Here is a 25,781-nt window from a genome sequence, read left to right on the forward strand (position 1 = left end):
AGGATTAATTTCTTTAACCTCTCGAATAAAATTAATTTCGTCTAAAATTGCTTCAAATACTTCCTTTTCTTTATCGGATGGAAAGCCAAGAACAAAGGAGTATTCCGGAATAATATCAATTTTTTTAGTCGTGCTGCAAACGATTTAATTTGTTCTCGAGTTTGAATTCCTCCTTTATCCATTTTTTTAAGCAACTTATCATTGCCGGTTTCTGCACCAAAAAAAATCATCTTGCATCCGGATTCCTTCATTAGGAAGAGAGTTTCGTCTTTATACTTATCTATGGTGTCTATTCTCCCTTCTCCCCACCAAACTATATTATGATCTTTAACTAGTTTAGAAAACTCTATAACACGTTTCTCGGAAACAAAAAAATTATTGTCGTGAAATTCAATTGCATTTCCATCAAATCTGTTTTTCAAATAAAGTATATCTTGAAAAATAGCTTCTGCTGATTTCCCCTTCCATCTCGCATTATATATTGGCACTACAGCGCAAAAAGAGCACGTAAACGGACAACCAAAACTACTGTGGTAAGCTATTGTTTTTGTTCCTAAATATGTTTTAGCTAAATATCTTCCAATTGGATAAAAATTATTTAGTTTTTCGTACGGAAGTTTTGGGAGTTCGTCTAAATTATAAATCTCATCTTTCTTAGTTGTAAAAAGAATGTTATCTTTTTTGTAAATCAAATTCGGTATTCCATCAAATAAAGAATTGGTTTCCATTGCATCAATAAGCTTTGGAAAAGACTTATCTCCCATTCCATTTACGATTACATCTACAAAACCACTATCTAAAACCACTATAGAATGATTTGAAGGAAAGTATCCACCCCATATAATCTTAATATTGGGATAAAGCTGTCTTATTTTTTTTGAGATCGGTATAGCTTGTCTTAATTGAGGACCCGGCATTACCGTACAAGAAAAATACTTTATGTTATTATTAGCAAGGTAGTTTTCTATCTTATCCCAAGGCTCTTGATCTATATTTCCATCTACAAAACGCCAATCGTATCTGCCTTCAATTGAAGCTGCAATTTGCAGAATACTATTGGGAATTCTTGGGTTATGCTTAGTTGCTAATGGATTAAAAAATAAAATAGACACAGGTCAGTTTTGAATAATTATTAAGATAAATTTAATTAATATTACTTCAATTAATGATAAATAAGTTTCTATTATCACTCATACTAATAGTTTTATCTATTTCTCTGCTTCAACAAATTGCTCCGTTTGTTGAAGAGAAACCCTTATATGGATCATTTACAAAAGCTTCAAAACCTAGATTTAAAATAGATAGCTTATTAACAGGTTCTTATCAGCGCAACTATTCTAAATGGATTCATGAGAATATTGGATTTAGAAGTACTCTTATTCGCTTGCATCATCAAATTGGGTATTGGCTTTATTCTAAATCATATGCGAATGCCGTTATTGTGGGAAAAAACAACTATTTATTAGATAAGAAATATATTTATGCTCATACCGGGCAAGATTTTATTGGAGAAGATTCAATAAAATACATGCTACAAAAAACAAAACAACTTCAGGATTCACTTTCAAAGTATAATATTAAACTATTTATTGTATTGGCACCCGGAAAGGCTTCGTTTTACAATGAATACATTCCGGATTTCTATTTAAAAAATATTGGTAAAACAAACTATCAGTATTTTTCATCCTATTTGAAAGAATTTAACATAAATCACATTGATTTTAAGAAGTGGTTCTTTGCATTAAAAAAAACAACTTCATACCCATTATTTCCCAAAAATGGAATTCATTGGAGTACGTATGGTGCATTATTAGCAGCCGACTCTATAATTAGGTATACAGAACAACTCCACAAATTAAGTTTGCCACATATTAGTTTTGATAACATTAGAATATCTGACTCATTAAATGAGGTTGATCAAGATGTTGGATTAGGAATGAATTTGTTATATGGCCCCAAGAATATACCTATGGCATACCCAACGCTTTCCTACAATAAAAATAATGAAGATAGAAAGTTACATGTTTTAAGCGTTGCAGACAGTTACAACTGGACACTTCCAATATCAGGAATGTCAGAAAAGGTATTTAAACAGTTTGATTTTTTGTATTACAATAAACAGCTTTATCCCAATAGCTGTGAACCTTCTAAAGACATTACTACCGTAAATAAGTTAAAGCTACTTTCGAGTGTAAACACTATAATGATTATGATGACCGATGCTAATTTGTCTGAATATAGTTGGAATTTTATTGAAGATGCCTATTCTGCTCTATTTAAGAATAAAACACTATCCGGAACCGCAATTCCTCTAGATGTTGCAATTAAAATGTATGATATTAAGAATGATCCTCCGTGGATAAAATTGATAAAGGAAAAAGCAATTGCAAAAAACATATCAATTGATTCGATGCTTTATCTGGACGCTAAGTATATTATTGAACAAAGTTATAGAACAAACAATGGAACTCAATAGTAGTCTATTTCTTGTATGGATATTTCCTATTTTTCTTCTGCTATATCTTTTGGAGAAAAAGCAATGGAGAAATAAATATCTGCTGTTTGTAAGCATTTTGTTTTACGCATGGTCTGAACCTAAATTTATTTTCGCAATTCTATTTACCACTTTTCTGGATTTTCATTTGGTAAATGCAATGAGCAGAATAGAAAGCTCAACGAAAAGAACAATTTTTTTGGTTGCTTCAATCTCCATCAATATTGGCTTATTGGTATATTTTAAATATTTCAATTTTTTTATAGAAAGTTTCAATTATGTCTTAAAACCATTGGGTGTAGGCGAACTGAGCTATATTAGCTATTTACTTCCGTTGGGTATCTCTTTTTATACATTTGAAACAATAACTTATGTAGTTGACGTATATAGAAAAGAACATAAGCCACAACAAAATTTTTCGGATTATCTTTTGTACATCCTATTATTTCCTAAAATGGTGGCAGGTCCAATTATAAGGTATAGTGAGATTGCTAGCCAAATTGAGGACAGAAGCAGCTTTGAAACAACACAAAATAGATTAAATGGATTTTATCGGTTTTGCCTTGGACTTTCTAAAAAGGAACTCATCGCAAATCAGTTGGCATATTATTATGTAGATAAAATATTTTATATAAATCCTACAGAACTCGATGGCCCTACCGCATGGTTGGGTATAATTGCATATACTTTTCAAATATACTTCGATTTTTCCGGCTACAGCGATATGGCAATTGGTCTTGGAAGAATGATTGGATTTAAGTTTCCTGAAAATTTTGATAATCCATATATCTCAACGAGCATAACCGAATTTTGGAGACGTTGGCATATAACCTTAGGAAAGTGGATGAAAAATTATATTTACATTCCATTGGGAGGCAACCAAAAAGGGACTGGAAGAACTTATTTAAATCTTTGGATTGTGTTTATTCTATCCGGATTGTGGCATAAAGGCTCGTGGTGTTTTATTCTTTGGGGTATTTATCATGGGTCATTGTTAGTAATGGAACGTTTATTTATAAAAAAAGAACATTCGGATTCATTTCCTAAGGTAATTTTGACATTCATTCTGATTGCATTTGGCTCTGTTCTATTTAGAATTGACAATATTAGTGAGGCATTTGACTATTACAAAGCATTATTCTTTTCAAATAACAACAGTTTTATTTTTCCGGAAATAGACTTTTGGATTCCGTTTTTTCTTGCAATTATATTTTCCTTTTGGGGATTTTTCAAATTTGGTAAGCAATTACAAAACATATTCTATACTGAAGTAAAAGAAAATAGTTTAAATATCTTACTTACTATTTCATCTTGTATCTTATTTGTAATTTCACTAAGCTATATAACCCAATCCGGCTTTTATCCTTTTATTTATTTTAGATTTTAACTTACGTATTATATGACCTTTATCTCAAAGATATTTGCTGCCAAATCCCAAAGTATCCCTACAGACAATTTCATAAAGCGGTTACGATGTTCGGTAATTGGAGAAGGAATGCTGAACGAAGGAAATATCTATTTGCTTGATTATATAATGAAGAACCTTCCAAATGAAGGGGCAATTTTAGAAATTGGATCTTATGGTGGATTGTCTACAAATTTAATTTGCTATTTACTAAGAAAATACAAAAAAGAAAATACTTTTTTTTCTTGTGATGCATGGGTTTACGAGGGTTATGAAGATACAATCAAAGCAATACTGGAAACTATTGATGGAAGAGATGACATTAAAAGAGTTGATTATATGAATTATATTAAACAGTCTTTCATAAATGCTACACTTTTATTAAGTAAAGAGAACCTTCCATATTCAATACATTCAACATCAAATACTTTTTTCAAAAATTGGGCTTTAGGCCAAACAGCTAAAGATGTATTTGGAAGAGATATTAAACTAGGAGGTAAAATTGCATTTGCTTATATCGATGGCGACCACTCTGAAACCGCAGCTTATGCGGACTTTGAAAACGTTGACAAAATACTTCTTCCAAAAGGATTTATATTACTTGATGATTCTGCAGATGCATATAATTTTGGAAGTTCGAAAATGATGAAAACGATAAAAAAGAATAATAAATATAAGGTTGTAATGACAAATCCAAACTACCTTCTACAAAAAATAAGCTAATTGTATAATTCAAATCTGAACAAATACATATACTCTACATCAGCATAATATGTATTAAATCGAGCTCTATCAACTACTTTTCCCAATTCGTTTACACATACAACATTTATACCTCCATCCATATAACTAAACTCCTTTTGGTTAACTTTTATAGATGCTTTCGAATAGCCATCTGAGAGCAAGTCTATACTACTGCCATTTAACTTAGTATTTAACTCTGCTGGCAAATGATTAATCATTCTTGTTTCCTCTATTTTCTTCCCGTTAAATAGATGGAGTGCGTAGCCTTCTCCTACATATAATTTAGTAAGCAATGCACCGGTAGAATCTAAATATTTTTTTGTTTCAACTGACATGTTTTTAAAAATATCAAACTTTGTAACCAAAAAAATGTGATGCTCTTTATTCTTCTTTAGATAGTCAGCCAAAGTAATAGCATGAGTAGAAACTTGAGATGTATAGCTCAAATTATTTTTAAAATCATCGTATAAATCAGGAGTTATATAAAAAGAGTTATTAGTATAACGATGAATATCATCTTTGTTAGTTGTAATAAGAATATCCTTAAATATTCTATCCTGATTGATTTTAGAAACGATATCTCGGACAAAATCATTGTCGTTTTTAACAACAACAACAGCTCCTTTAGGCAACTTTAAATACCCTTTGTCAATCCTTGTAAGAATATTAAATTCATTTTTCTTCTTCAAGTTTGCTATTGAATCAGCACAAAATTGCGGATAATCCCAATTCCATGTATAAAAATCAGTATGGTAGTCAATCTGAGGATTGTCATTCCACTTTACACTATACTTATTATTTATACCCTGTACAGAATGAGAATAAGTACTGTAAATACCCAAAAAAATAAATATTAGTAATATGAAAGTTGATGTGTTTTTAATTGACACCTTAGTCAATGACAATACAAACATTAAGGCTAGCGGCACCAATGCATCTGTAAATAAGCGTGGACCATAACACCATCCTCCCCACCAATTTGCCTGACGAGCAAGCATTAGCGTATGCAGTACAAACCAACTCAAAGAAAATACATATAATACATTTTTACGTAAGGATTTGTAGAACAAACCAATAAACGAAACAAGTAAAAATGGACTATATATAAACAGCCCTCTTGCCGGGCTAAACAAAACAGCAAAAAATTTATTTACAAATGAATCATCAGAAGTCATGTGTGTCCAGAATAATGGATGATAATATATTGGCACTATCAAATTGAAATTTTTTAAAGAGAAATATGCAACCGGTATAAATAAAACAAGAAGTGTGCCTCCATATTTAAAAGCACACTTTATATCATAAAGCAAAAGTGCCAAACCTAAAATCAACGAAAATACAAGCGCACTTGGGCGGCAAAACCAAGCCATAAATACATATATACCTAGTAAAATACCATTGAGTTTCTGTTGCTTTGAAAAATGATTCTGAATATGAATTGCAATAAGTAAAAGGAATATAGTTTCATAATTAAAGCTCCAAAGTGCTGTACCAATAGAACTTATAATAGTTGTACCTAATACAAACAAAATGGATGTAAAAAGTGATAAGTAAAATGGTAAATAGTTTATTGAAATAGCAAACAGAAGAAGAAATATAATTACTACACAACAAGATGAAATAAAGGATTGAACAATAGCATCGTCTTGTTTAGAAGATAAATCATACCCACAATACTTAGCAATGGCGACAAATGGAATACTCAAAAAAGAAGTTCCAAGTGGATATATGTAATATACTTTTTTTTCATTTTTCCAATAAGAGTACTTCCAAGTACCATCACTAAAACTATCCGGATGATTTTTTTGAAAGTAATTGTACAAATCAATACTTCCATTTTCTAATAAAGCCAGGGAAGTAAGCAATGTTAATTGTGGGTCGGAATTGGTGTACTTTACTTTACTGCTATAACTTAAAGTAAATATGAAGTACGCACAAATTGCGGGTATTAAGTATTTAAATAATTTATGCAATCGACCCAATGTAAAATGCTATTTTTACCTAAAATATGAATTATGAGTGTATTTAATGAAAAAACATCTTCGGATTTGCTAAAAAACATATATAAAGAGAACTTTAGACTGCTTATTATTACTGTACTTGGATGTACACTACTTGCTATCGCTTTCTCATTTCTTATTAGACCTAGATATTTAGCAAAAACATCTTTCTTTGTACCTAGCGGCATATCTTTTGAGCAAGTAATTGACAATCCTCAATTTGGTTATGATATTGATGCAGATAGATTATTACAACTACTTTCCTCCGAAGAGCTAAAATTTGCAGTAATCAATAAATTTGATTTGATTAACTATTTTGAAATTGACACAACAGAATACGATTGGAGAGCAAAAATTTCAGAAAAATTTGATAAGCGTATTGTTTCTAATAGAACAAAGGTTATGTCCATAGTAATATCTGCGGAAACTCACGATCCATACTTTTCTGCTGAAATTATTAGCTATATGCTTGAATACGTGCAACAAATGCGCCAACGGATATATAAAACAAATACACAACAAGCTGTATTTGCGTTTGAAAGTGAACTCAAGAAAAAAAAGGTTGAAGTAGATTCTCTTAAAGCTGCAATTTTAACCATCAGAAAAACACTCAAAATTAATAATGTTGCTTTAGTAAACTCCCAATTATTAATGAGTAGCGACAGGCATGTTGATAATCCGGAACAAGAAACGGAATTAGAAACACTAACTCAAAAATACATCAATGAACACAATCGTTTAAATGATTTAAAAGGCAAATACGAGAATGCCATGAATATTCAAAATAGAAAAGTGCCTCAATTGTATATAATTGATAAACCTACCCCTTTATTTAAAAAGGTGTTTCCTTTACTAGGATTTACAGCAGCTATTGGATTTTTCGGTTCACTATTTTTAATGTTAGCAGGATTGTATTTTAAGCACGTTTATACTATTCTTACCAAAACAACTGTATAGAAAGTGTTGAATTTTTTTAAGCGTATATCATTTAAGTGGTACTTATCACTTTCCTGCTTCTTATTATTGCTACTTGGCATATATAGCTATTATACATCAAATTATTTATACACGTACACTATATTTTTTGTAGGATTTATTTTTTTAATTTTTTCTCAGTTTGTAGCTAATAAAGGTCAACTGTATAAGCTTTTATTTTTTATTATCCCATTATCTGTTGGAATTACATTGGTAGGCGACTCTCAAATGCAACTTCCAACAGAGCCTATAATTGGCATATTTACGCTCATTCTTCTTTTCAATTTATTTTCTTTAAAGAATGACTTGAAAATTCTAATTCAGAACCCAATTACAATACTACTTTTTGCAGAAGTAATTTGGATGCTGATATGCTCTATAACAAGTGAGTTAATCTCCGTTTCTTTAAAATATACGTTTATCCGTTTCTGCTATGTAAGCGCCTTTTTTACATTGGGTTTTTTATGGCTAAAGAAGGAGCAAAAACCATATCTACTTTACTTTATTTATGCTGTAGGTTTGATATTGCCTATAATTAATGGATTAATTTTCCATGCTCAATTTGGGTTTTCTCAAAAGACGGCTTATGTAATGCCTAAACCTTTTTACAACGACCACACAGAATACGGTGCTTGCATCGCTTTTATACTTCCTGCATTACTCGCTTTTAATTTTAATAGAAGTAAGTATTCAGAAGGTAAATTTTTTAAAGTTTTCACGCCCTTAATTTTATTTCTATTGTTTGTTGCGGAGTATCTATCATTCTCTAGAGCTTCTTGGTTAAGTCTAGCAGTAGCATTGGTATTTTATATATTGCTACAACTAAGAATATCAGGCAAGCAATTTTTGGCGCTACTATTTACTTCTGCAATAGTGGTTCTATTTAACTACGATACAATTGTTACAAACTTAGAAGACAACAAAGCAATTAGTAATAAAGAAGATTTAGAACAACAAGTAAAATCAATTACAAATGTTACTTCCGATGTAAGCAATAAAGAAAGAGTAAACAGATGGAATTGCGCAATTAGAATGGGAAATAACAAACCCGTATTTGGATATGGCCCCAGAACATACAAGTTTTTTTATGGCGATTTTCAAGCCAAAGAAGACATGAATTACACCAGCACTTATACCGGAAATAAAGGCAATGCACATTCTGATTACCTTTCCTACTTCGCAGAAACTGGGTACATAGGATTCGCAATTCACCTCTTGCTATATATCGTAATCTTGTATCAAGGAATAAATACAATTAATATATGCAAGGACAGTAAAAATAAATCTATTGCAACTGTTGCTTTATTAGGGCTTACAACTTATTTCGTTCATGGCATTTTCAACGGATTTATGGATGAAGAAAAAATGGCCTCCCTTGTATTTATAAGTATGGCAATATTAGTATATGTAAAGCATATAGAAAACGATACTAAACAAGATGAAAAAACACTCTGAGTTACTCACCAATAAAACAATAACCATTTTTGATGTTGGTGCAAGTGGTGGATTCATAGATTTACCTCTCCTACATAAACATATTTCTATTTATGCATTTGAACCACAACCAGAATCATACGAACTATTAGAAAAAAAATACAGCGAGAATAATTTCAAATCGGCTACGCTATTTAATATTGCATTGTCAAACAAAATTGGCACGGGTATTTTTTACAAAGCAACGCATCACAGTATGAGTTCGTTGCTGCAACCGGACAACGAAAATTTTAAAACCAATTTTAATAGAATAACGAATAGTAAAACCTGGATAAGCAATATTGACACAAAAGCCACTATTACTGTTGATTTAAGTACAATTGATAGTATTGCAAGTCAGAATAAAATTGAAAACATCGATTTTTTAAAATTAGATACGCAAGGCACAGAGCTAGATATTATTAAAGGTGCAGAGGAGCTCATTAAGAATAAGAAGATAAGTATTATTAAATCAGAAGTTTTATTTACGCCTGTTTATAAAAATCAAAATTACTTTTCAGAACTAGATATTTATTTAAGAAGCAATGGATATCAATTTATCGACTGTCATTTTTATCCGGAAATTGCGCAGAGAGAGAACAAATTTGCAATTGGAAACAAGGTAGTTGAAAAGCCAAAAATGATGCAGAATGGCGATGCATTTTATGTTCTTGATTTTACTAAAATACGTAACCCAGATAAGGATAAACTCCTTAAATCGGGAATTATTTTAGCTTCACTTGGATTTTATAGTAATGCCACAACATTACTTGAACAATACGGAATGAAAAAAAATGAAATTAAAAATTTGCTTCTCGAATTCACAGACATAAGCTTCAAGAACACTATAAAATCTGCCTTAAAAAGAATTACACCGCCCATTATAGCTTATTGGTACTCGAGAATTAAATTTTACAAAAACCTATACTCCTTTTAATTTTTCATAGTGCATTGCAAATCGTAGAACCCATGATTTAGTTTTAGCATAGATAAATCTAACTCTGGCATTTAATCGCGTTGCCTTGTTTGCGGCTACTTCGTTATAAACCCATCTAACAGCATAATCATAATATTTTCGAGAATAGGTTCTTTTAAAATCTATATCTCTATCTGTAGTTGTTTCCCAATTAAGTTTTTGTAAAAATTTATGTTCTGTATCAGTATAAAATGGAGTTCCTTTTATAGGATAAGCAATCGTTATTGTATAATAATCCGGATTTGAACTCTTTAAGTGGTTTGCAGTTTCTATAATGTCTTTTTCTTGTTCTCCCTCATATCCAAGCATTATGAATGTTCCGGCTTCAACGTAATACTTTTTGGTAAGCTGAATCATTTCTCTAACTTTTTCTACATTCACACGCCTATCCATTCTATCAATTACATCCTGAGAACCACTTTCTGCACCAATCCAAACACGAAAACATCCGGATGATTGGAGCAATTTTATCACTTCTTCATTCATTCTATCTGCACGTGTAATGCATTCGTACTTTATTTTTAAATTTCTTGCTTTAATCTCACTATTAAATTGCTCTAACCATTTATGACTTACAGTAAATACATCATCTACAAACCAAAATGTATTTCTTGCATATTGCTTAGTTAAATATTCAAGTTCATCAACAACTAATTTTGCACTTCTGCGCCTATATGTTTGCCCATAAACAGCTCTGCTGCACCATTTACAGGTGTAAGGGCATCCTCTCATAGTGCTAACAGATAGCACGGAATAACCGTGTTTGCTCTCCCATGCTTTAAAGTAGTTTGTTAAATCAACTTTATGTCTAGCAGGAACAGACAGTTCATCTATATTTTTAATTAAAACTCTTTCCGGGGTATAAACAATAGTACCTTCAGAATTTAAAAATGCAATACTTTTTATACTCTCGTAATTTGTAGAAGAATCTGCCAATTTAGTTACCAATTCTAACATAGTTTCTTCGCCTTCACCAATAACAATAAAGTTTGCACCTACTGCTAAAAAATTAGCAGCATGATAACGTACTTCCGGTCCTCCTAAAATAATTTTAGTTCCGGACAATTCTTTGGTTGATTTAACAAACCGAATAATTTTTACAATGTTTACCTTTGTCATTAGATTGACATACAAGGCAAGAATATTGGGTTTTTCCTTAAGTAAATGTTCCTTAAATAGCGAAAAAGAAGAAAATGTGGAGTCGAATACAGAATTCTCTATATTGTTCTTGTCTAAAAAAGCAGATACATACAAAATACCCAACGGAGGATAAGGTTTCATTATTTCCTTTTCCTTTGGGTCTTCCTCTAAAAAATATCCGTGAGATAGTATAACTTTCACTACTTAGTCTTTTCTAGTTCAATATAATAATGGTCGCTAATATAGGCTGACCAACTAAATCTACTCAAAAACAAATCAACCCCATAAATTATATTTGTGAGTTTAGATGAAAACTTATTGCTCAAATAAGATGGAGGAAGTAAAATTCCAACGCCTCTCAACCTTAACATTTTAAAACTAGCACCGGTTAATTGTTTTATTTTCTTAGGAGAATAATAATAAGTATTGAATGTAATATCATTAATTGTAGTGCTAATCCCGGAGCGAGAAAGTCGTCTAAATATTTTTTTTAAATTAAGTTTAAACAAGAAATACAAAGACTCCACCAGGCAAAAACGTCCCATAATTACAAACACAAGCTTGCCTTTGGGTTTAAGTAGTTTAGTCATTGCATCAATAGCTTGCATAAACTCATGTTCATCTATGCAATTTAATCCTCCAAAATTTGAAAATACAACATCAAAAGAATTGGGGAGAAATTTTTTTGACAAATCAGCATAGCTAGAAATTTCCAACTTCACATTATCAAGCTGAGTTTTTTGCAACTTGATTTTTGCAGTATTAATCATAGAAGCAGAAATATCGGTTGCAATAACTGAATTAACTTTAGGCGAGAGCCATAACGCATCTTCTCCTGTTCCACAATTAACCTCTAAAACTGCATTTTCTTTATCTAACGTTGAATTTAAATTATGATAAACAACATTTCTCTGAGCCTTACCAACAAAAGAAGAGGTAAACTCTTCGTCATAATTAGTAGCATACAAATCAAAAGCCTGCTCTACATTTTTCATTACTTAATTAGTCTTAGTTTAATCTTTTCGAGAAAAGATGTAGGAAGATAATACAAATATGAAAATGCCTTGTATATGTTATCTCTATCAGTTTTAAGTGGATTTGCTATAGCTGCTTGAATACTTTGTATGGCTTGTCGCTTTCTATAATTTTTATGAATAAACCTATGAAGCTGCTTATAAAACGAAGGACTATAGGTGTTTTTAAACATTAATAACAGCTCATCGGAATCTGTCCAATTTGATTTCGCATACAAATCGGACTTTACCATTTCATAAAATTTTGTGCCTGGCAATGGATAAGAAACAGATGCTCCAATATCGAATGGTAACAAGTCATCCAACATTTTTATTGTCAACTTTATATCATCCTTCGTTTCGCCTAAATATCCAAATTGTAAAAAAAATGCGGGCTTAATGCCATGTAACTTCATCAATTTTGTGGCATTATATATCTGCTCTACGGTTGTTCCTTTATCCATGGCATCTAGTATTTTTTGAGAACCGGACTCCGCTCCTACCCAAACTATATCGCAACCAGCCTTTGCCAGCAACTTTATAGTATTTTCTTCTAAAAGCAAATCGACACGAGATTGAATTTTGAATTTAATTTTCACGTTGAATTTTTCAATCAAGTCAGCAAACTCTTTTACCCACCCCGGTTTTAATCCAAAAATATCATCGCTAAACCAAAAATGAGAAGCTCCAAAATTATCTACCAGATACTTTAAATCTGTAACAACTCTTAACGGAGAATGACAATTGTATCTGTTCCCATAAATTGGTTTTGCACACCAGTTGCATTTAAACGGACACCCACGTGTAGTGGCATAGTTTAAAGAAAAGTAGTTGTGCTTCTTTAACCATACGGATTTATACATTTCCATATCAACCAAATCCCATGCAGGAGTTGGCAAACTATCTAGTTGCTTTAAAACATCTCTTTTGGAAGTTGTAATACGTTTATTATTTGCAGTAAAAATTAATCCGGGAATTGATTCGGTACTATTGTTTAATTCTAACGCAGTAAGAAGCTCCTGCAATGTTTGCTCTACTTCTCCTACTATTATATAATCGACAGAATTATCTAAATACTCATTTGAATGATCTGTTGAATCTGAGCTTGAAATTATTACCTTACAACCATAACGTTTACCAATTTTTGCCATTTCAAAGGCGGCATCACGCATATTGGTAAGACACATTTTGGTTAGATAGTTAAACCCATCATCGCATATAATTAAATAATCGGGGCAATTTTTTTTGATTACTGCTTCTATTTGCAATGCAGATTTTTCAAACATAGTATCAAAAAACTCAACCTGATATCCTAAATTTCTTACAACAGATGCTGCATACAAGGTAGCTAAAGGAGGGTAAGGTTGCCCCAACTTTAGTTGCTTAGGATCAAACTCCAAAAAATAAGAATGTGTAATTAAAATCGTGCTCATGATATAACGATGCCTTTCTTTTCAAAATCTGCAATTTTATTCGAATACAAATCAATTACTTTTTTTTGCATTCCTTGCGGATGATGTTTCGATACATTCTTTCTAGAGCGAAGGTGCAAATCGAACTCCTGTTCATTAAAATTTTTAAATTTTCTTTTCCAATAAAAAATGGTAACCCTAAAAGCCAACTTGTCGAGTAATTCTCCTAGGTACGAACCGAGTAAATACTCCGTGAACTTCTTGCTTTTGAGTGTATTTCCGTCAATAATATATTCGGTTGAATATTCTTTACTATTCGGAAAATATTCTCTTATCCAGTTATTTGCATTGAAAAATTGCTTGTATAGTTCATAATTATGCACGGGAAGTAAAGTTGCAATCTCCACTGCAGTAAAAATATTTTTATCAGGAATTTCCAAATTCTCTTCGGATACAAAATAATTTGCACAAAAGTATTTTCTGGAATTAAACAAAAACACTTTTTTATATAACATTAGAAGTGTTCTACACAACCAAAGTCTATTAGGTTTTGTTATTATAAAAAAATCAACATCCGATTTTTCGTCAAAATATTTCTTAGACAATGAACCCGAAATACAAACTCCTTGTACAAACGGAAACTTCGCCATAACTTTTGCCGACTTAATAGCTTTAGGCATTATAGCCGCAGCAAATTCGTTTGCAATGGTTCTTCTTTTAACATTCTCCTCCATATTATTCAATCCATAATAAGGAGAATTGTACAATAACAAATTTTGAATTTTAAGTTCTTCTATTGATTTTGCAAGAATAGACTCGTCTGACACATAATTCGCTATCTCATCCAGTGTGAGTGGATAATTAAATATGTCATAATACAATAACGTTTTTAGTATGCTTTTTGCATTATTATCAAGCATACACTATTTTTTTTGTTTCAAAAAAAGGTTCAGAAAAATAGTCTGATATAGGAATCACACGTACTTTAGTAAAGGCGGCTAATTCTTCAGTTAAATCGCCTCCTTTCAATGCAATTATTCCATTTTTTATTTCATTAAACGAATTTGGTTTTATTTTTCCTCGCGTCCAATTAACTAACATTTGAAATTCTGCCACTGCACGAGTTACCACAAAGTCGTACTTAGATTGTAATTGCTCTACTCTACCATGCTCGCAAGTTAAGTTGGTCAATCCTAAGGCAGACGACACTTCGGAAACTACCTTTATTTTTTTATTAATTGAATCTACTAAATGGAATTTTACATTTGGAAATAGTATAGCTAACGGAATTCCAGGAAATCCACCTCCGGTTCCTAAATCCAACACGGAGGTTTCACTTTTAAATGAAATAAATTTTGCTAGAGCAAGGGAGTGTAGTACATGTCGCTCATAAAAAAAATCAATATCAGCCCTTGATATTACATTAATTTTTTGATTCCAATCGGCATACAATTCACCCAATAATTCTATCTGAGCTACTTGTGTTGTAGATAAGTTTGGGAAGTATGTAAAAATGAGTTGAGCGCTATCCATAAATTATGGACATAAGTTAAGCAATGTCTTTTTCAGTACAAAAAATAAGTATTTTTTCAATAGCAGATTTACTATCTCATTTATGTTTATTTTTAGTGTGTTTGTATGATTAAGAATAAAGTTTTAGAAGTAGGTATTTTGGTGTTTATTGCAGCTGCAGTACTCACCATTTTTTCTATTTTCCCTTTTGAATACCAAGCAAACAAATTTACAATCAAACCCATTAACCTATTTTCTGACATTACTCTAAAAGGACAATTAGCAAAAGCGCCTACAACTCCTACTATTCTTACAGATTCTATTATTAAAAAATTCAAACATGTATTAAAAGAACGAGATGAAAATCCTTGTACAATTATTGAATTTACTACCGATTCCATTTCAAGTCTTTCTTATTTTTTTACAGCATTGAACGAAATAAAAACGAAGAAGAAGAAAGCTCGTATTGGCTACTTTGGCGATTCAATGATAGAAGGCGATTTGATAACCCAAGATTTACGAAAATTATTGCAAGATAAATTTGGTGGAGATGGGATCGGATTCGTTCCAATAACATCTATCGTGGCCGGATTTAGACAGACTGTAATACATACCTTTTCGGAGAATTGGCGCACGTATAATCTATTGGACGCCCCCAATAAAGCAAAATTAGGAATAAGTGGGTATGGCTTCGAACCTCTTGCTAATCCAGTAACTGCGGACAGCATTCGCTCTTATAACTGGGGAAGTTGGGTGAAATATACCGCTGTTAAGCAGCCGCATTTAAACAATTTCAAAAGTATAAAAATGTACTATGGTGTAGGTGGCGACAAAAACTATATGTTCTTTAACGACACGCCAATAAAGCTTTCCGGAACAAACACCGTAAACGAAGCAATTATTAACACCAATTCGGGCTTAACATCGGTTAAAGCGTCTTTCAATTGCTCAAAAGCTATTCCTATATATGGATTCAGCATGGAAAGCGATAGTGGAATTTTTGTGGATAATTTCTCTTTTAGAGGAAATTCCGGAATGCCTTTGACTAAAATCAGCCCGGATGTTTTTTCGGGGATGAACAATTATTTGAACTACGACTTAATTGTACTGCAATATGGTATAAATGTTGTAAACAAAAATGTAACAGATTATTCGTGGTACGAAAAGGGAATGATTGAGGTAATAAACCATATTAAAAAAGCTATGCCCAACACCAGTATTTTGCTTATTAGTACAAGTGATAGAGCAATTAGACAAAACGGAGTATATACAACAGACCCAGCTATTCCAATATTAGTAGAATCTCAAAAACGAATTGCACAAAAAACAAATTGTGCTTTTTGGAATTTATATCAAAGCATGGGTGGCGCTAATTCCATGGTAAAATGGGCTCAAGCAGATACAGCACTCGCCAATAAAGATTATACTCATTTCAATTTTAGAGGTGCTAAAAAAGTAGCAGAACTATTATACACCTATCTTATGGAAAAATACGATAGTAACGAAAAGAAAAATGTGGAAACATCTCTAACAACTAAAGCCTCCTTGTAATGATGAAAATTACGTTGTTTATTGTTGGCTTTTTTACTCTGTCTTATCTTCCGGCAAGTTCCCAAAATAGAGTTGATTCCATTGCCACTACCTATACATTTATTGCGTTAGATTCCAATAAAATAATTAACGATTCGTTAGCACTGCTACCTTTTTTTCAAAAACTTAAACTTTTGCAAGAAGGCAAAATAGATAAAGTAACTATTGTACATATTGGAGATTCCCATATTCAAGCAGATAATTTTTCGGGAACAGTGCGAGAAAACCTTCAACAGCATTTTGGAAATGCCGGTCGTGGCTTTGTATTTCCTTACAAGGCTGCTCGAACCAACGAACCTTACAGCTACAAAACCACCACCAATACACATTGGGATGTAAAAAGAAATGTGTTTCCTGAAAAACCTTTGCCGGTGGGCATTGCAGGAATAACAATTGAAAGCTCCGATTCAAACGCACGCATTACCTATACTACTTGGGATAAAAACAAACTTGATTACAGTTTTAATAAGCTTACCCTATTTCACGAAAAAGGCAACGGCTATTTTGATATTACTGTTTGTGATGATTTTAATTGCGAGTTAGGAACAATTAAGTCTGATTCCTCTTTATCTAGTTCTTTTACTTCAGAAATAGCATTTGCAAAACCGGTAAAGAATATTATTATCTCTCCAAAAAAGAACACTGAAACGGTTAAATGCATTCGGGTTTATGGAATGAGTTTAGAGAATGGAAAAAAAGGCATTTTGTATCATTCAATTGGAGTTAATGGTGCAGAATACAGACATTACAGCCAATCAGAATATTTTTTTGAGCAATTAAAAGAACTTAAACCCGATTTGGTAATTGTATCAATGGGCACAAACGAAGGATTTGCAGCTAGTTTCAACGATTCTATATTTTACACTCAAATTGACACTTTTATTCAACACATAAACAATAAAATTCCAACTACTACCCTGCTTCTTACTACACCCGGAGATTCGTTTAAAAAAATTAAGCGAGCAAGAATTAAAAACCCCGATATGGTAGAAGCCAAAAACACAATAAAAATGTATGCCACTAAACACAATATTGCATATTGGGATTTGCATGCTGTAATGGGAGGCTATGGCTCTATGGCTCAATGGAGTTTAAGCGGACTAAGTGCAAAAGACAAACTACATTTCAGTAGAAAAGGCTACATCATGCAAGGAGAGCTATTTTACAATGCACTTATGAATAGCTACACTAAAAATCTGCGAAAGTAAATTATTTAGTATCCATACTAGCTTCTACTCTATCGATGAGCTTATAAACATCCTGCTGCAAATTTGCAACTGAATTTACCAACTCATCTTTTTCTATAATTGGTTCGGGTAATTCAGGACTGGAATAATATACAAACTTCCATATTTCCTTTATATCCGAAATAGCTACTTCATAGGGTTTATATGCTTTATTTAAAGAGTGTAGCAAAAATTTTTTCTTCGACCTGGCGTGATTATAAAGCACTTTAAAAACAATTCCTTCATTAAGGGTTAAAACAATGTACGCATGACCATCTTTTACCTCGTGCCAATTTGAAACAAATTCGGCTGTTATGTAGGAATTATGAGGTATTGGATGCATCGAATCGCCATCTATTTGAAAAGTACGATATTTTTTTTCAGTAGATAAAAAAGGTAATTGAAAAGTTGGCAATGTTCTTACAAACTCCGGATCGTTATATCCTTGCGTGTAACCTGCTTTTGCTTTTATGTTTACGAGTTCAATATTTTCTTTATTGGTGCTATCAATTGTAGTTGCTAATACACGTAGTTTTGTACCTTTCATGTACGAATCATTACCCGATTCCAATTCCGCTAACTGGTTCTCGGAGCGAATGGATAAGTCAACATTGATAAGCGTATCTACTGAAATTCTATAAAACTCGGAGAAAGCCACTAGCAACTGTAAATTGGGTTCGGCATATCCATTTTCGTAGTTATTTAAGGTAGTTCTTTTAACACCCAACGCAGAAGCAGTAAGCTCTTGCGAGAACTTCTTTCGCTCTCGCAAAAATTTTATGTTCGACTTAAAATACATAGTTTAGGTTTAAGGTTAAACATACATTAGACCATTTATTAATCTTAAAAAAGATTAAAATATAGTCTAATGTAGGAGTAAAAAACGGAATTTCAAATTTTTGGGAAGTAAAGAGAATAACCTTTTAGCAAAATCCTTCTCATTTTTAAACATGACAAGCCTAAAACGATTAGTCTTGCGCACCTTAATTTTAAAAAATATACTATTCTAACTAATTACTCAGCAAGAAATTTTAATTTTGGGATTACTAAACATTTAGAAAAAATATTGGTTAAAGTACGTGTCAACTATTTTTTATGGATAATACTCTTTTACAACAATGTGCCTACAATGCATGGGCAAACAAAAGATTAGGAATTTTACTTTTAGCTATTGACAGCAAAATTTTAGATACCGAAACTCCTAGTAGTTTTAATACCATTCGAAAAACAATTCATCATATTTGGGATGCTGAATTAATTTGGATGGCAAGGTTAAAAAATGTTGACTTAGCTTGGCCACCATCCAATGCATATACAAACCCAAGTATTGCAGATTTTGCTAAAACATCACAAGATTTTTTTGAGTTTGCACAAACACTTACATCTGAATTTTTGGAGTCGTCCTTAAGCTACAAAAACACGAAAGGAGAATCTTACACCAATAAAAAATCTGGTATTATTATGCACTGTATGAATCATAGTACATTTCACAGAGGGCAAGTAATAACCATGCTACGTGCACTTGGTATTACCGATCTAAAATCTACCGACTTAATAACTTACTTAAGAGAAATGAAATAAAATTGTTGGTTATTCGGTTACAATTACCAAGTATTTAGATGCACTCCAAAATTCTTCTGCATTCAAAATAGAAAGTTTCTCAACCTTATCTTTAGAGCCTTCTAATTTGTAACTAGATGATGCGTGTGTTGTAATAATCTTCGCTTTTTTAACACCTAATAAAATATTATTGGTTTCACTTACATCTATTTTAGTAAAATAATCCTTATTGAAATCATCTCTCAATTTTTCAGCTTTTCCTATTCCAATAAATCCGCCTTCTTTGGTTATTACGCCTTTTTCTTTTAATTCTTTAGCGGTACCAAAAGCATAAAAGGCAACATTCATTTTGTTAGTTTGGGTATCAATTTCATCCAACTTTGCATTGTATTCTTTAAACAAATCTTTATAGGCGTTATTCGCTTTTTCTAAATCTTCTTTTAATGCAATAATTTCAGCATCTTTTGCTTCTACTTGCTTTGTAAGAGATGCAACCATCTTTTCCAGTTCATCAATACGTAGGTTTGCCTTCTTTAGTTTTTTATTTAAAACAGCAATTTTCTCTTTATTCTTTGTAATAAGTTCATTTATCGTATTAATATCATCTGCTATTTGTTGCTGTTTCGTATTCTGTAATTCCGGGTCACTTGTGTTTTTAGAAACCACCTTTTCGCGCTCTTTTATCAAATCAAGATTTGCCTGTATCTCGTTAAATGATTGAATAAAGGAGCCTATTTCTTCATCCTTTTTAGTCGACTCATCCTTTAAACGTTGGTTTTCTTCTGTAAGCTTTTGCATTTCCGGATTAACTTCTGTTTCTGAAGGATTAGAACAAGAGGCAAAACCAACAAGTACGATAAGTTTAATTAGGTTAACTATTTTTTTCATTTGTATTATTTTTAATTTATTCAGAATATACCTTTATGTAAAGTACTATTCGAGGCAAAACTAGTCTTTTTTATGTACTAAATAAAATTGGAGTTTATATAGAAGTGTAATAAACTGCAATTAGACTTGTGTAGATTTTGGTCATTGTAATAAAAGGCATGTAAATGAGTATTGAATTATGTTAAAGAGTATTGTTACAAATTACAAAAAAGTAAGCAAGCCGGTTATCAATATCATTGTTGCCGATTTTTTTCTACAGCTTATCAATTCCTCCTTTGTATCAATACAACCTTTGTATTTAAAAAGTGTAGGATATACCGATGGATTATCGGCAGGTTTTATTTCATATCGATTTTTAGGCGTTTTATTGCTAGCATTTCCAATCGGGTTTTACATAAAAAATAAAAAACTAAAACCACTGTTTTATATATCTGGGATTGGTGTGCCAACCTTTGCCATTATTAACATTATTGCAATAGAACACAAGCTTTCGCTTTTAATATCTGTTTCACAATTCTGCTTTGGTTCATTTTTGGCTTTTTTACAAATAGCAATGCTGCCATTTATTCTAAGAAATTCGACCGAATACAATAAAACAGAAAGCATCGCACTTAGTTTTTCGTCATGGAGTATTGCCAGTATTGTTGGAGGTTTTTTTATAGGAACACTAAACAAAATAAACAATCAAATTTTTTCGGAACACAACCTACTTTTAGGTATTTCGGCCATTGGATACATAAGTACTTATTTTATTTCTAAATCAACCTCCGAAAACAATGTTGAACATGTAACTTCTAATGCCACAACCTACAACTGGAAAAAGATAACAAAAGCTCTTATTCCCACTAGCCTGTTAGCATTAGGAGCCGGATTGACTATTCCATTTATAAGTTTATTTTTCTCAAATGTACATCATGTAAGTACAGCAAATTTTGCCTATCTAAGTTCATTTGCATCGGTTTTGGTTGTATTTGGCGCCATGTTGGTTCCTCAAATAAAAAACAACATGAGTTATCGGATTGCAGTACCTACAACACAATTGTTAGCTGTTTTAGCACTTGTGTTTATGGCTACCACACAATATTATAGTTATACAGCAATTTCGGTTTACATTGCTGCTTTTTGTTATTTATTGCGCCAACCGCTAATGAATATGGCTGGTCCCATGACATAGGAAGTTACCATGAGTTATGTAGGAAAAGATAATAGAGAATTAGTAAGTGCACTTATTTCGGCTATATGGTCTGGTAGTTGGTTTGTGAGTTCTCGTATTTTCAAGTATTTTAGAGATAATGGTTTGGAATATGCAGTAATATTTCTTATTACTGCAACACTCTATACTTTTGGTGTGTTTTGGTATTACCAACTAATTAAAGAATACGAGCGAGAAAAAGTTGCTGGAAAGTTATAATTACGTTAAATTAGAATCAATGCATAGATATACAAATAGACATATTTACTTATTTACGTTTATCTTTTGGGTGTTTTTATCAAAAGTTAATTCTCAAATTATTGATATACCAGAGATACAGAATGTAAATGATACAGATATTACATGTAAGCCATCATGTTTAGTATCCTATACTCAGTCATTATCTTTCCCTATAAAAACAACCACTAGCTATAATATTTCAACTATACCATTTACGCCATTTCCTACAACAGGAACAAATATTTTAGGAACAGTTGACGATGAATTTAGCAATCCAGTTAATATAGGATTCTGTTTTAGTTTTTTTGGCACTAGCTACACTCAGTGCTTAATTAGTTCAAATGGGACAATAAATTTTGACATGACAAATGCGGGAACCTTCAATAGCTATGTTCTTTCTGCACCGTTACCTTCCAGTACCGCCATGCCTGACATGAGAAATTCCATCTTAGGTCCGGTTCACGATATCGATGTTTCCAAGGGTGGTAGTATAAAATATGCATTGTATGGGACAGCTCCTTTTAGAGCGTTTGCCGTAACATGGGATAATATTCCTATGTTTGGTTCAACATCTATATTTGGAAATCCAACCTGCCCTGGGGTAACAAATGCAAAACAACAAATCATAATTTACGAAACCACAAATATGATAGACATATATATTTGGGATAAAGATGTCTGTTCTGGCTGGAATAGCGGAGCAGCTGTAGAAGGCATTCAAAATGCAGCAGGTACTGTAGCCTTTATTGTTCCTGGGAGAAATCATCCTACCCAATGGACCGCTACAAATGACGCAAAACGATTTACTCCTGACGGAACAGATGTGGCAATACAATACGAGTGGAGAAATGACACTGCACTAGTTAGTAATAATGCTATTTTAAATGTTTGCCCTTGTGTTACCGACACTTTTTTAGCTAAGGCGAAAGTTGTAATTAACGGAAACTGTACCACAACGGCTATTATTACCAAAACAGTTGTTGTTACCAATAATGTTTTGCCAACAGAATCGTCATTTACACCTGATTATTCAGAAGTAACGTTAGACAGCTCCAAAGTAAATTTTACAAACACTTCTGATAACGCAACAACTTATTTATGGAGCTTTGGAGATGCGGCTAATTCTACTTCAACGGAGGCCGACCCAACATTTTACTATACATCGCCCGGGGTTTATACAGTAACATTGGTGTCTTGCAACTGTAACCAACCTAGTTGTTGCGATACCTTAGTCCAAGAAATACTTATACAAGTAGAGCCTACACTATTTACCGCAAATACGTTTAGTCCCAACAACGATAACCTAAATGATATATGGATTCCCAAACATGCAGGCAGCAAGGCTATTGATATAAAAATATACAATAGATGGGGCGAATTAATCTTTGAAACCAACGATTTACTAACCGGGTGGAATGGGAAAATAAATAATACCGGAGCAGATGTAGCTGTTGGCGTGTATGTTTGGAAAATGAAATACCTAGATATAAATAATTCGGAAACGGAGGCTATTGGGCATGTTACGTTAATTAGGTAACGCCAATAGAACTATCTTAACGGGAATTTCATTTTATAATCAACATCTACTTTTCCTTTCGAAATATTTGTCAATTTGCCTTGCAACAACCTTCTTCTCAAAGGAGATATTCTGTCGGTAAATAATTTACCATCAATATGATCATATTCATGTTGAATTATGCGTGCTGCTATGCCGGAAAACTCTTCGGTATGTTCCTCAAAATTTTCGTCTAAATAGGTAATTTTAATAGTTGGTTTTCTAAGCACGTCTTCTCGTATTTTAGGAATACTGAGGCATCCCTCGTTAAATTTCCATTCTGTGCCCTGCTCCTCTTCTATTTGTGCATTGATAAATACTCTATTAAATTTTTTCAAAAACTCACGTTCTTTTTTGCTTATGGTATCATCCTCTTTATCTTCACCAAAAGGAGTTGCATCAATTACAAAGAGTCGTATCGATTTCCCAATTTGCGGAGCTGCAAGTCCTACACCACTTGCCGCATGCATAGTTTCTTGCATATCGGCAATAAGTATTTTTAAATTAGTATAGTTACTTTCAATATCTACGGCCTTTTTTCTTAAAACAGGATCTCCGTATGCAACAATAGGTAGTATCATTATTTTTTAGCTTCTAAATACGACTGCAAGATAATAACTGCGCTCATTTCATCCAAAAGAGCTTTGTTTTGTCTGTCCTTTTTTTTGTAGGCTCCTTCTACCAGTGCTCTAGATGCTATTTTGGACGTAAATCGTTCATCTACCCTTTTTATAGGCATCTCAGGAAATTCTTTTGCAAACAATCGAATAAATTGTTCGATATATTTAGCCGATTCCGAACTCTGATTATTTAGTTGTTTGGGCTCTCCCACAACTACACACTCTACTTGTTCCTTTTTAAAATAGTCTTTTAAAAAGGCTATTACATCTTTACTATGAATGGTTGAAAGCCCAGTAGCAATTATCTGCAAATTATCTGTAACAGCAAGCCCTACTCGCTTGGTACCATAATCAATTGCTAGTATTCTTGCCATTTATGAGTTGTATCAATTATCGAACAATCTTAATGCCGTTTTGCTCAATGGTTATTAATCGAGCTTTGTATAGTGCACCAATAGCCTTTTTATATGTTTTTTTACTTATTTTAAACACCCTGTAAATATCTTCCGGAGAACTATTATCGTCTAAATCGATAAATCCCTTGTATTTTGCCAGTGTATCTAGTATTTGTTTAGAAATACTATCTATTTTTTCGTAGCCTGGTTTATGTAGTATTAAATCTATCTTTCCGTCTTCGCGAACTTTATAAATATATCCTTTTACCGAATCGCCATATTTTAAAGACTGAAATACTTCGTTTTTATATAATACACCTTGATGAGAATCGTTAATAATGGCTTTAAAGCCCATATCAGTCTGCTGAAAAACAAGCAAATCAACTTCTTGATTTTCCTCAAATTTAGTTGGCTTTTTATCTAAAAACTTATCCAGTTTTGAAGAAGCAACAACTCTTCCAGTAGTATCATCTAAATAAATAAATACAACATACGATTTGCCAACTTCCATTTTATGCTTTTGTTCTTTAAACGGAACTAGTAAATTTTTGGGGAGCCCCCAATCTAAAAAAGCACCAATAGTATTTACATCTACCACATTCAAAAATGCAAAACTATCGAGCTGCGCAAATGGCTTTTCAGTTGTAGCAATAATCCTATCTTCTGAATCTAAATAAATAAAAACATCGATTGTTTGACCTATTTCGCACCCGGGAGGTGCATATCTATTGGGTAATAGGACTTCGTTTTCCTTTTCATCTAATAAATAAAAACCAAACTCTACTTTTCTTTTAATTGTTAGATTATTTACTCTTCCTATCTCCATGTTTTTTTTGTGTATAATACATTAAACTTTTGCGTGCGGTTTTTCGTACCTTATTTTTAACAAACGATGTCCATCCCAACAACAACCCGGTAAAACCCAACGCTTGTTTCGACCAATTATAAAAGTCAAATGTATCTGTATGTTTCACTATTTTGCCATTCTCAAATTGAAAATGGGCTGTAATTCTATTTTTTACTTTTTTGCCGGTAGCTGAAAACGTATAAGTAGCAAGCCATTCGGCACTACCCGTATTTTCAGTTGCAGAAACTTTACTAAACTCTATTTTTAAATCTTTCCCATTTACACAAAACATTTCCCACATTGATTTAACCTCTGCTGCATTTAAACTCGGAAAGACGGGATCAGAAAAAACAGCGTTATCTGCATACACATTTTGCATAGACTTGTAATCTCTGCTCTGAAAGGCTTGGTAAAAGGATTGTATTACAGATTCATTATTATTCATAAGAGAATATTATACTTCCTTTTCTTACAATGCAAAGCATACTTACTGTTATTCAGTTTTTATGGGAATAACAAACTAT

The 25,781-nt window shown here is 32.3% G+C and carries 24 protein-coding genes and 1 pseudogene; 12 read left to right on the forward strand and 13 right to left on the reverse strand.

Annotated features, from left to right (window positions below; genetic code table 11):
• Window positions 1-1,112 (reverse strand): annotated as a pseudogene (locus tag J0M08_11650) (radical SAM protein).
• A 53-nt stretch (window positions 1,113-1,165) separates the two neighbouring features.
• Here J0M08_11650 and J0M08_11655 point away from each other — a divergent pair.
• From J0M08_11655 to J0M08_11665, 3 genes are read left to right on the forward strand one after another with little or no spacing between them, the layout of a single operon-like run.
• Window positions 1,166-2,476, forward strand: a complete 1,311-nt coding sequence (locus tag J0M08_11655) for a hypothetical protein (protein ID MBN8703712.1) — start codon at window positions 1,166-1,168, stop codon at window positions 2,474-2,476.
• Window positions 2,463-3,881 (forward strand): MBOAT family protein, encoded by a 1,419-nt coding sequence (locus J0M08_11660; protein ID MBN8703713.1) that lies wholly within the window; start codon window positions 2,463-2,465, stop codon window positions 3,879-3,881. The genes J0M08_11655 and J0M08_11660 overlap by 14 nt, the downstream gene beginning before the upstream one ends.
• Before the next feature lie 12 nt (window positions 3,882-3,893).
• Entirely contained in the window at window positions 3,894-4,622 is a 729-nt protein-coding gene (locus J0M08_11665; GenBank protein ID MBN8703714.1) for a class I SAM-dependent methyltransferase, read from the forward strand.
• Here the strand turns inward: J0M08_11665 and J0M08_11670 are convergent.
• Window positions 4,619-6,616: a hypothetical protein gene (locus J0M08_11670; GenBank protein MBN8703715.1), complete on the reverse strand. Its 1,998-nt coding sequence runs from the start codon at window positions 6,614-6,616 to the stop codon at window positions 4,619-4,621. The two genes, J0M08_11665 and J0M08_11670, sit on opposite strands and share 4 nt — an antisense overlap.
• Window positions 6,617-6,658: 42 nt before the next feature.
• Here J0M08_11670 and J0M08_11675 point away from each other — a divergent pair, with 42 nt between their 5' ends.
• The 3 genes from J0M08_11675 to J0M08_11685 are packed head-to-tail and all read left to right on the forward strand — an operon-like array spanning window position 6,659 to window position 10,028.
• A complete protein-coding gene (locus J0M08_11675; GenBank protein MBN8703716.1) occupies window positions 6,659-7,600 on the forward strand; it encodes a hypothetical protein in 942 nt (313 codons plus the stop codon).
• Window positions 7,601-7,603: 3 nt separating this feature from the next.
• A complete protein-coding gene (locus J0M08_11680) occupies window positions 7,604-9,073 on the forward strand; it encodes an O-antigen ligase family protein (GenBank protein ID MBN8703717.1) in 1,470 nt (489 codons plus the stop codon).
• A complete protein-coding gene (locus J0M08_11685; GenBank protein ID MBN8703718.1) occupies window positions 9,057-10,028 on the forward strand; it encodes an FkbM family methyltransferase in 972 nt (323 codons plus the stop codon). Before J0M08_11680 ends, J0M08_11685 begins: the two co-directional genes overlap by 17 nt.
• Here J0M08_11685 and J0M08_11690 read toward each other — a convergent pair.
• Genes J0M08_11690 through rsmG form a run of 5 tightly spaced genes read right to left on the reverse strand, consistent with a single transcriptional unit; the run spans window position 10,014 to window position 15,165 of the window.
• Window positions 10,014-11,408 (reverse strand): B12-binding domain-containing radical SAM protein, encoded by a 1,395-nt coding sequence (locus J0M08_11690; protein MBN8703719.1) that lies wholly within the window; start codon window positions 11,406-11,408, stop codon window positions 10,014-10,016. The genes J0M08_11685 and J0M08_11690 overlap by 15 nt on opposite strands.
• Window positions 11,408-12,202, reverse strand: coding sequence for a methyltransferase domain-containing protein (locus J0M08_11695; protein MBN8703720.1), 795 nt, complete (start codon window positions 12,200-12,202; stop codon window positions 11,408-11,410). Before J0M08_11695 ends, J0M08_11690 begins: the two co-directional genes overlap by 1 nt.
• On the reverse strand, window positions 12,202-13,653 hold the full coding sequence (locus J0M08_11700; GenBank protein ID MBN8703721.1) for a B12-binding domain-containing radical SAM protein: 1,452 nt from the start codon (window positions 13,651-13,653) through the stop codon (window positions 12,202-12,204). The genes J0M08_11695 and J0M08_11700 overlap by 1 nt, the downstream gene beginning before the upstream one ends.
• Window positions 13,650-14,552 (reverse strand): nucleotidyltransferase domain-containing protein, encoded by a 903-nt coding sequence (locus tag J0M08_11705; GenBank protein ID MBN8703722.1) that lies wholly within the window; start codon window positions 14,550-14,552, stop codon window positions 13,650-13,652. Before J0M08_11705 ends, J0M08_11700 begins: the two co-directional genes overlap by 4 nt.
• The gene (gene rsmG / locus J0M08_11710; protein ID MBN8703723.1) at window positions 14,545-15,165 is read right to left on the reverse strand and encodes a 16S rRNA (guanine(527)-N(7))-methyltransferase RsmG; all 621 of its coding nucleotides are present in this window, start codon (window positions 15,163-15,165) and stop codon (window positions 14,545-14,547) included. Before rsmG ends, J0M08_11705 begins: the two co-directional genes overlap by 8 nt.
• Window positions 15,166-15,270: 105 nt before the next feature.
• Between rsmG and J0M08_11715 the strand changes: the two genes are divergently transcribed.
• Both J0M08_11715 and J0M08_11720 read left to right on the forward strand, forming a co-directional pair.
• The gene (locus tag J0M08_11715) at window positions 15,271-16,695 is read left to right on the forward strand and encodes a hypothetical protein (GenBank protein MBN8703724.1); all 1,425 of its coding nucleotides are present in this window, start codon (window positions 15,271-15,273) and stop codon (window positions 16,693-16,695) included.
• Window positions 16,695-17,942: a hypothetical protein gene (locus tag J0M08_11720; protein ID MBN8703725.1), complete on the forward strand. Its 1,248-nt coding sequence runs from the start codon at window positions 16,695-16,697 to the stop codon at window positions 17,940-17,942. The genes J0M08_11715 and J0M08_11720 overlap by 1 nt, the downstream gene beginning before the upstream one ends.
• A gap of 1 nt (window position 17,943) precedes the next feature.
• On the opposite strand, the gene J0M08_11725 is transcribed toward J0M08_11720, so the two are convergent.
• Window positions 17,944-18,759, reverse strand: coding sequence for a helix-turn-helix domain-containing protein (locus J0M08_11725; protein MBN8703726.1), 816 nt, complete (start codon window positions 18,757-18,759; stop codon window positions 17,944-17,946).
• 296 nt (window positions 18,760-19,055) lie between these two features.
• Here J0M08_11725 and J0M08_11730 point away from each other — a divergent pair, with 296 nt between their 5' ends.
• Entirely contained in the window at window positions 19,056-19,541 is a 486-nt protein-coding gene (locus tag J0M08_11730; GenBank protein MBN8703727.1) for a hypothetical protein, read from the forward strand.
• A 9-nt stretch (window positions 19,542-19,550) separates the two neighbouring features.
• Here J0M08_11730 and J0M08_11735 read toward each other — a convergent pair whose 3' ends face one another.
• Window positions 19,551-20,408, reverse strand: a complete 858-nt coding sequence (locus J0M08_11735; protein MBN8703728.1) for a hypothetical protein — start codon at window positions 20,406-20,408, stop codon at window positions 19,551-19,553.
• Between the two features lie 178 nt (window positions 20,409-20,586).
• On the opposite strand from J0M08_11735, the gene J0M08_11740 reads away from it, so the two are divergent.
• From J0M08_11740 to J0M08_11750, 3 genes are read left to right on the forward strand one after another with little or no spacing between them, the layout of a single operon-like run.
• Complete coding sequence (locus J0M08_11740; GenBank protein MBN8703729.1) at window positions 20,587-21,582, forward strand: hypothetical protein; 996 nt, start codon at window positions 20,587-20,589, stop codon at window positions 21,580-21,582.
• A 9-nt stretch (window positions 21,583-21,591) separates the two neighbouring features.
• Entirely contained in the window at window positions 21,592-21,819 is a 228-nt protein-coding gene (locus tag J0M08_11745) for a hypothetical protein (GenBank protein MBN8703730.1), read from the forward strand.
• Window positions 21,820-21,838: 19 nt separating this feature from the next.
• Entirely contained in the window at window positions 21,839-23,377 is a 1,539-nt protein-coding gene (locus tag J0M08_11750) for a gliding motility-associated C-terminal domain-containing protein (GenBank protein MBN8703731.1), read from the forward strand.
• An 11-nt stretch (window positions 23,378-23,388) separates the two neighbouring features.
• Here J0M08_11750 and J0M08_11755 read toward each other — a convergent pair whose 3' ends face one another.
• From J0M08_11755 to J0M08_11770, 4 genes are read right to left on the reverse strand one after another with little or no spacing between them, the layout of a single operon-like run.
• Window positions 23,389-23,976 (reverse strand): peptide deformylase, encoded by a 588-nt coding sequence (locus tag J0M08_11755; protein MBN8703732.1) that lies wholly within the window; start codon window positions 23,974-23,976, stop codon window positions 23,389-23,391.
• Entirely contained in the window at window positions 23,976-24,389 is a 414-nt protein-coding gene (gene ruvX / locus J0M08_11760) for a Holliday junction resolvase RuvX (GenBank protein MBN8703733.1), read from the reverse strand. The genes J0M08_11755 and ruvX overlap by 1 nt, the downstream gene beginning before the upstream one ends.
• Window positions 24,390-24,405: 16 nt before the next feature.
• Window positions 24,406-25,236, reverse strand: coding sequence for a GntR family transcriptional regulator (locus J0M08_11765; protein MBN8703734.1), 831 nt, complete (start codon window positions 25,234-25,236; stop codon window positions 24,406-24,408).
• Window positions 25,214-25,702, reverse strand: coding sequence for a nuclear transport factor 2 family protein (locus tag J0M08_11770; GenBank protein ID MBN8703735.1), 489 nt, complete (start codon window positions 25,700-25,702; stop codon window positions 25,214-25,216). Before J0M08_11770 ends, J0M08_11765 begins: the two co-directional genes overlap by 23 nt.
• Window positions 25,703-25,781: the final 79 nt, after the last annotated feature.

Source organism: Bacteroidota bacterium, assembly GCA_017303975.1.
In the GTDB taxonomy this organism is placed as follows: domain Bacteria; phylum Bacteroidota; class Bacteroidia; order JAFLBG01; family JAFLBG01; genus JAFLBG01.

Coding starts and splice junctions, on each gene's coding strand:
- J0M08_11755 (MBN8703732.1), bottom strand. CDS start 23,976: ATGATACTACCTATTGTTGCATACGGAGATCCTGTTTTAAGAAAAAAG.
- J0M08_11770 (MBN8703735.1), bottom strand. CDS start 25,702: ATGAATAATAATGAATCTGTAATACAATCCTTTTACCAAGCCTTTCAG.
- J0M08_11675 (MBN8703716.1), top strand. CDS start 6,659: ATGAGTGTATTTAATGAAAAAACATCTTCGGATTTGCTAAAAAACATA.
- J0M08_11655 (MBN8703712.1), top strand. CDS start 1,166: ATGATAAATAAGTTTCTATTATCACTCATACTAATAGTTTTATCTATT.
- J0M08_11765 (MBN8703734.1), bottom strand. CDS start 25,236: ATGGAGATAGGAAGAGTAAATAATCTAACAATTAAAAGAAAAGTAGAG.
- J0M08_11685 (MBN8703718.1), top strand. CDS start 9,057: ATGAAAAAACACTCTGAGTTACTCACCAATAAAACAATAACCATTTTT.
- J0M08_11705 (MBN8703722.1), bottom strand. CDS start 14,552: ATGCTTGATAATAATGCAAAAAGCATACTAAAAACGTTATTGTATTAT.
- J0M08_11660 (MBN8703713.1), top strand. CDS start 2,463: ATGGAACTCAATAGTAGTCTATTTCTTGTATGGATATTTCCTATTTTT.
- J0M08_11720 (MBN8703725.1), top strand. CDS start 16,695: ATGATGAAAATTACGTTGTTTATTGTTGGCTTTTTTACTCTGTCTTAT.
- J0M08_11750 (MBN8703731.1), top strand. CDS start 21,839: ATGCATAGATATACAAATAGACATATTTACTTATTTACGTTTATCTTT.
- J0M08_11740 (MBN8703729.1), top strand. CDS start 20,587: ATGTTAAAGAGTATTGTTACAAATTACAAAAAAGTAAGCAAGCCGGTT.
- J0M08_11725 (MBN8703726.1), bottom strand. CDS start 18,759: ATGTATTTTAAGTCGAACATAAAATTTTTGCGAGAGCGAAAGAAGTTC.
- J0M08_11715 (MBN8703724.1), top strand. CDS start 15,271: ATGATTAAGAATAAAGTTTTAGAAGTAGGTATTTTGGTGTTTATTGCA.
- ruvX (MBN8703733.1), bottom strand. CDS start 24,389: ATGGCAAGAATACTAGCAATTGATTATGGTACCAAGCGAGTAGGGCTT.
- J0M08_11665 (MBN8703714.1), top strand. CDS start 3,894: ATGACCTTTATCTCAAAGATATTTGCTGCCAAATCCCAAAGTATCCCT.
- J0M08_11730 (MBN8703727.1), top strand. CDS start 19,056: ATGGATAATACTCTTTTACAACAATGTGCCTACAATGCATGGGCAAAC.
- J0M08_11745 (MBN8703730.1), top strand. CDS start 21,592: ATGAGTTATGTAGGAAAAGATAATAGAGAATTAGTAAGTGCACTTATT.
- J0M08_11695 (MBN8703720.1), bottom strand. CDS start 12,202: ATGAAAAATGTAGAGCAGGCTTTTGATTTGTATGCTACTAATTATGAC.
- rsmG (MBN8703723.1), bottom strand. CDS start 15,165: ATGGATAGCGCTCAACTCATTTTTACATACTTCCCAAACTTATCTACA.
- J0M08_11700 (MBN8703721.1), bottom strand. CDS start 13,653: ATGAGCACGATTTTAATTACACATTCTTATTTTTTGGAGTTTGATCCT.
- J0M08_11735 (MBN8703728.1), bottom strand. CDS start 20,408: ATGAAAAAAATAGTTAACCTAATTAAACTTATCGTACTTGTTGGTTTT.